Genomic DNA, 3,913 nt, shown 5'->3' with positions numbered 1-3,913 from the left:
GGCCTCGTGCTCGCCCGAGCGCTGGCGCCACTGGGCCAGCGTGGCGCGCGCGTCCTGCGCGGCCGGCTCGGGTGCGACATCGGCCTGCACGATCAGCGCGATGGCGTGCTCGATCAGGCGCTCTCGCGGCGCGGCGGTCAGGGACATGCGGGGCTCAGGAAAAATCTTCGGCCAGGGTGGCCTCGAAGCCCGCGCGGCCGGATGGGCTCTGGTGTTCGATCAGGCTCGCGCGCAATTCGGCGAACACGCGCGAGCAATCGACCGTGGCGCGCACCATGTGCTTGGCCACCGCCATTTCGGTGATGCCCAGGCGCTCGGCGATTTCGGTGCGCGTGTGGCCATAGGCCCTGAACAGCAGGAAGACCTCGCGGCGCCGGGGCGGCAACTGCTCGATCGCTTCCACCAGCCGGCGCAGCACCTGGCGCTGCGCCGCGAAGTACTCGGAAGACGGCGCTGCCCCGTGGCGCTCGTCGCCCGCGTGCTGGCTGGCCCAGTCCTGGGCGACCTTGCGCTTGCGGTAATCGTCGATGCACAGGTTGCGTGCCACCCTGAAGAGCAGGGCGCGGGGCGATTCGACGGTGGACAGCGAAGACGGCGCTGCCGATTCGCGCGGCGCTGATCCCTTGGCGGCCACGGCCTGGGCATACACCCGCTCGAAGCTCGATTGCGCGATGTCGGCCGCATAGTGCGGGTCCCTGAGCTCGTACGTCAGGTGCCGGCGCAAGTCCCCGTAGTGGGTCACCAGTTCATGGATCAGATCGCGCATGAGGCCGTTTCCCGCAAATGCCAATGATCGGACCCCAGGCACCGCCACGTGGCGGGCTGCCGATCCGTTCGCGCCGCCGGTGCACGGAGGGCGCTGCAGAATGCGATGGCCTGGGTTCAATGCGAATAGTTCGCATTTGAATCATAGCATGGGGTCGACTGAGCCTTTGTCAGGCGATCTGAAGGCTGCAAAATGCGGAAGTCTGGAAGGTCGCAAAGCGAAGCGCAACGCCACTTGAAGGCACTACCCGTCCATCAACCAAGGAGTCATTGATGAAACGAATTCTGGCCCTCCTGATCGCAGGACTGCTTTTCCCCGTATGGGCCCTGGCGGGTGAGGACCCTGACTCTGAAGGCGTAGAAAAGACGGATCGGTGGAATTTCGCGTTGGAGTCTGAGCGATAGCAGTGGAGCCGGCGCCGCGGCCTGGGGCATGAAGGGGTTGCATTGCTCCGTTTCATGGCCACTGGACGGCGTGGCTCGTGCAGGGCGCCGTGGCACCTGATCCCCGGGTCGGGGTCGGGTCCCACAGCGGCCGATCTGGCGATGGTTGGGCTCCCCGCCTCATCCTTCCTGGGCCTTCGGCCTGCGCGCCGGTTCAGGCGGGGGTCGGCTCCATCGCCCCGCGGGAACGTGCCGTGGCGGCCGGTGTGGCGGCCAGCAGGGCGTTGCCGATCTCCCCGGTGCGCACCGACGTGACCGACAGCAGCGTGTCGCTCAAACCGTGCGAGCTTTCGCAGGCCCCTTGCAGGTAGATGGCGGGCTGGAAGTCCGGCGGGGTCTGCACGCGGTAGTGCCGATCGACCTGCAGGTCGCCCAGGTAGGGCGCCAGGGGCTGGAGCAGGTCCTTGTGCTGCGCCCGCGCATAGCCCGTGGCCAGCACCACGGCGTCGTAGCGCACGGTGCTCTGCTGGCCGCTGTCCTGGTCCGCCAGCGACAGGTGGATGCCCGCCGCATCGGCCCGCACCGCGCCGACCTCCTGGCGCCGCAGAAAGCGCAGCCGCTCGCCGCCTGCGACCTTCTGTTCGTAGAAGAGCTTGAAGATCTGCTGGATCAGTTCCATGTCGGCCACCGCATAGTTGGTGTGCCAGAACTCCTCCAGCAGCGCCGAGCGTTCCGACGGCGGCCGGCTGTACATGTAGTCAGTGAACTCCACGTTGAAGATCTCGTTCACGAACGGGCTGTCGTCCGAGGGCCGGATCGATCGGGCGCGCATGATCAGATCCACCTGCGGCGCGCCGGGCCGGCCCTGCAGGTCCATGAAGATCTCTGCTGCGCTCTGCCCCGCGCCCACCACCGCGATCTTGCGTGCCGCGCCGTGGGCTGCCATGCCCTGCAGGTAGGTGCTGGAGTGGAAGACGCGCGGGTCGGCCCTGAAGGGCTGGAAGGCGGGGGGAATGTTGGCCGTGCCGCCCACGCCCACCACCAGGTTGCGCGCCAGCCGTTCGGTCACCGTGCCCGCCCGGTTGCGCGAGCGCACGCGCAGGTGGGAGACGGGCGCCGCCTGCTGCGCGTGCGACGCGGCGCCACCGGGGTGCTGCCGCTCGGGCAGCACTTCGAAGACGTCCTCGCCATAGATGCAGTGGTCCTCGAATTGCTCCGCCGCCCAGCTCAGATAGTCGTTGAATTCGCGGCGGCTCGGGTAGAAGCTCTTGAGGTTGATGAAGTCCGGCAGGCGGCCTTTCTCATGCAGGTAATTGATGAAAGTGAACCGGCTGGTGGGGTTGCGCAGCGTGGCCAGGTCCTTCAGGAACGAGATCTGCATGTGGGACTGGTCCAGCAGCATGTGCGGGTGCCAGGCGAAGGCCGGCTGCCGTTCGATGAACAGGGCGTCCAGGGGCCGGCTGGCATGGCGCTTTTCCTCCAGCGCGATGGCCAGGGCAACGTTGGACGGGCCGAAGCCGATCCCGATGAGGTCATGAATGGCAGGCATGGGATGTCAACTCCTGTGTGGTGAGGGAGGGTGTTTCGGCCAGCAGCGCCAGCCCCTGGTGCAGCGCGGGAAACAGGCTTTGCTGGAAGTTGTTCCAGCGCATTTCCAAGATGGTGTCGTCCGGGGCGATGGGCGTGGCGAGCACGTCGAAGATCACCTCGCCCGAGTCGATGCCCTGGTCCACGTAGTGGAAGGAGGCGCCCGTCATCGACACGGGCGGCACGGGCACGGTCGCGCGCGTGGTCCAGTCGATGACCTTCTCCCCCCGCGCGCCGTGCAGCGCATCGAGCGTGGCGTAGGCGCCGCGGCGCTGGTATGGGGAGCCGGGCCGCGTGATGCCCGGGTGGATATTGGCGATGCGGCGCCAGTACGGATTGCCCGGCCGCGCCAGGTCGTCCAGGATCACCAGCAGGCCGTCGAGCACCACGATGTCGGCCTGCAGCGTGTCCAGCTGCTCGCGCAACTGGCGCTCGAACGCCTGCTTGCCCGGCACCCGCTGCGCCGAATCGCGCGGCAGCCGGCGGTAGGTGGAGGGCACCGAATGCATCAGGTCCTTGAGCGGCCGGCCCTGCGTGCGCAGGCCGTGGGGAAAGATCCAGGGCCGCGCGGGGTCGCAGGAGAAGCCGTAGTCCTGCAGTGCGGCCTGGTCCCGCGGGGATTGCGGATCGTCGTCGAACACGATGCCTTCCAGGGAATAGGCATCGCCCAGCGGCGTCTGGTCCAGTGCCTCGGCCAGGGATTCCAGCGGAGACTTCATGTAGCGCTGCTCCCCTTTGTAGGCCACGTGCCGGCCGGCCTGGTCGGCCGCCGCGTTGCGCAGGGAGAGGACATATGCGAGTTTTGCCTTGGGCATGAGCGAAGTGAGTTCAGTCAAGAGTGGATGAACCGATGGCGTCGATCGGGGTGTGCCGGCGTGCCGGTGCCTGGGCGCGGTGCAGCCTGGGATGCAGCCGTTCCCGGGCTCCCTGTCGGGAAGACGAACGGCGCTGCCATCTGTTCACCGCTGTGCCCGCGCACCGGCTTTGCACGTTCGTTCATGCACCGGCGCGGGCGGCTGCGGTGGGCTGTGGCGCCGCGCATGGTCAGGCGCTCGGCGCTTCGGCCGCCCTGCGGTGCTGCGGCGCCAGCGGGCACGCGCCGCAATGGCTTTCACCGGGCAGCAGGTAGTACAGGCAGCATTGCCGGTGCAGCCGCAGCGGGGGCGGCCGCCTCGCC

The 3,913-nt window shown here is 68.0% G+C and carries 4 protein-coding genes; all 4 read right to left on the bottom strand.

Annotated elements, in window-relative coordinates; all coding sequences use genetic code 11:
* Positions 1-154 precede the first annotated feature (154 nt).
* A complete protein-coding gene (locus AC27KI_RS20325) occupies positions 155-766 on the bottom strand; it encodes an RNA polymerase sigma factor (protein ID WP_487115515.1) in 612 nt (203 codons plus the stop codon).
* A 597-nt stretch (positions 767-1,363) separates the two neighbouring features.
* Positions 1,364-2,698: a lysine N(6)-hydroxylase/L-ornithine N(5)-oxygenase family protein gene (locus tag AC27KI_RS20320; RefSeq protein ID WP_487115513.1), complete on the bottom strand. Its 1,335-nt coding sequence runs from the start codon at positions 2,696-2,698 to the stop codon at positions 1,364-1,366.
* Positions 2,682-3,551, bottom strand: coding sequence for a N(5)-hydroxyornithine transformylase PvdF (locus AC27KI_RS20315; protein ID WP_487115511.1), 870 nt, complete (start codon positions 3,549-3,551; stop codon positions 2,682-2,684). Before AC27KI_RS20315 ends, AC27KI_RS20320 begins: the two co-directional genes overlap by 17 nt.
* 229 nt (positions 3,552-3,780) lie before the next feature.
* Positions 3,781-3,888, bottom strand: coding sequence for a (2Fe-2S)-binding protein (locus tag AC27KI_RS20310; protein WP_487115518.1), 108 nt, complete (start codon positions 3,886-3,888; stop codon positions 3,781-3,783).
* Positions 3,889-3,913: the final 25 nt, after the last annotated feature.

Source organism: Acidovorax sp. KPB24-03, assembly GCF_057546605.1.
Note: the sequence above shows the minus strand (reverse complement) of the source record. Positions and strands in the feature narration are given on the sequence as shown.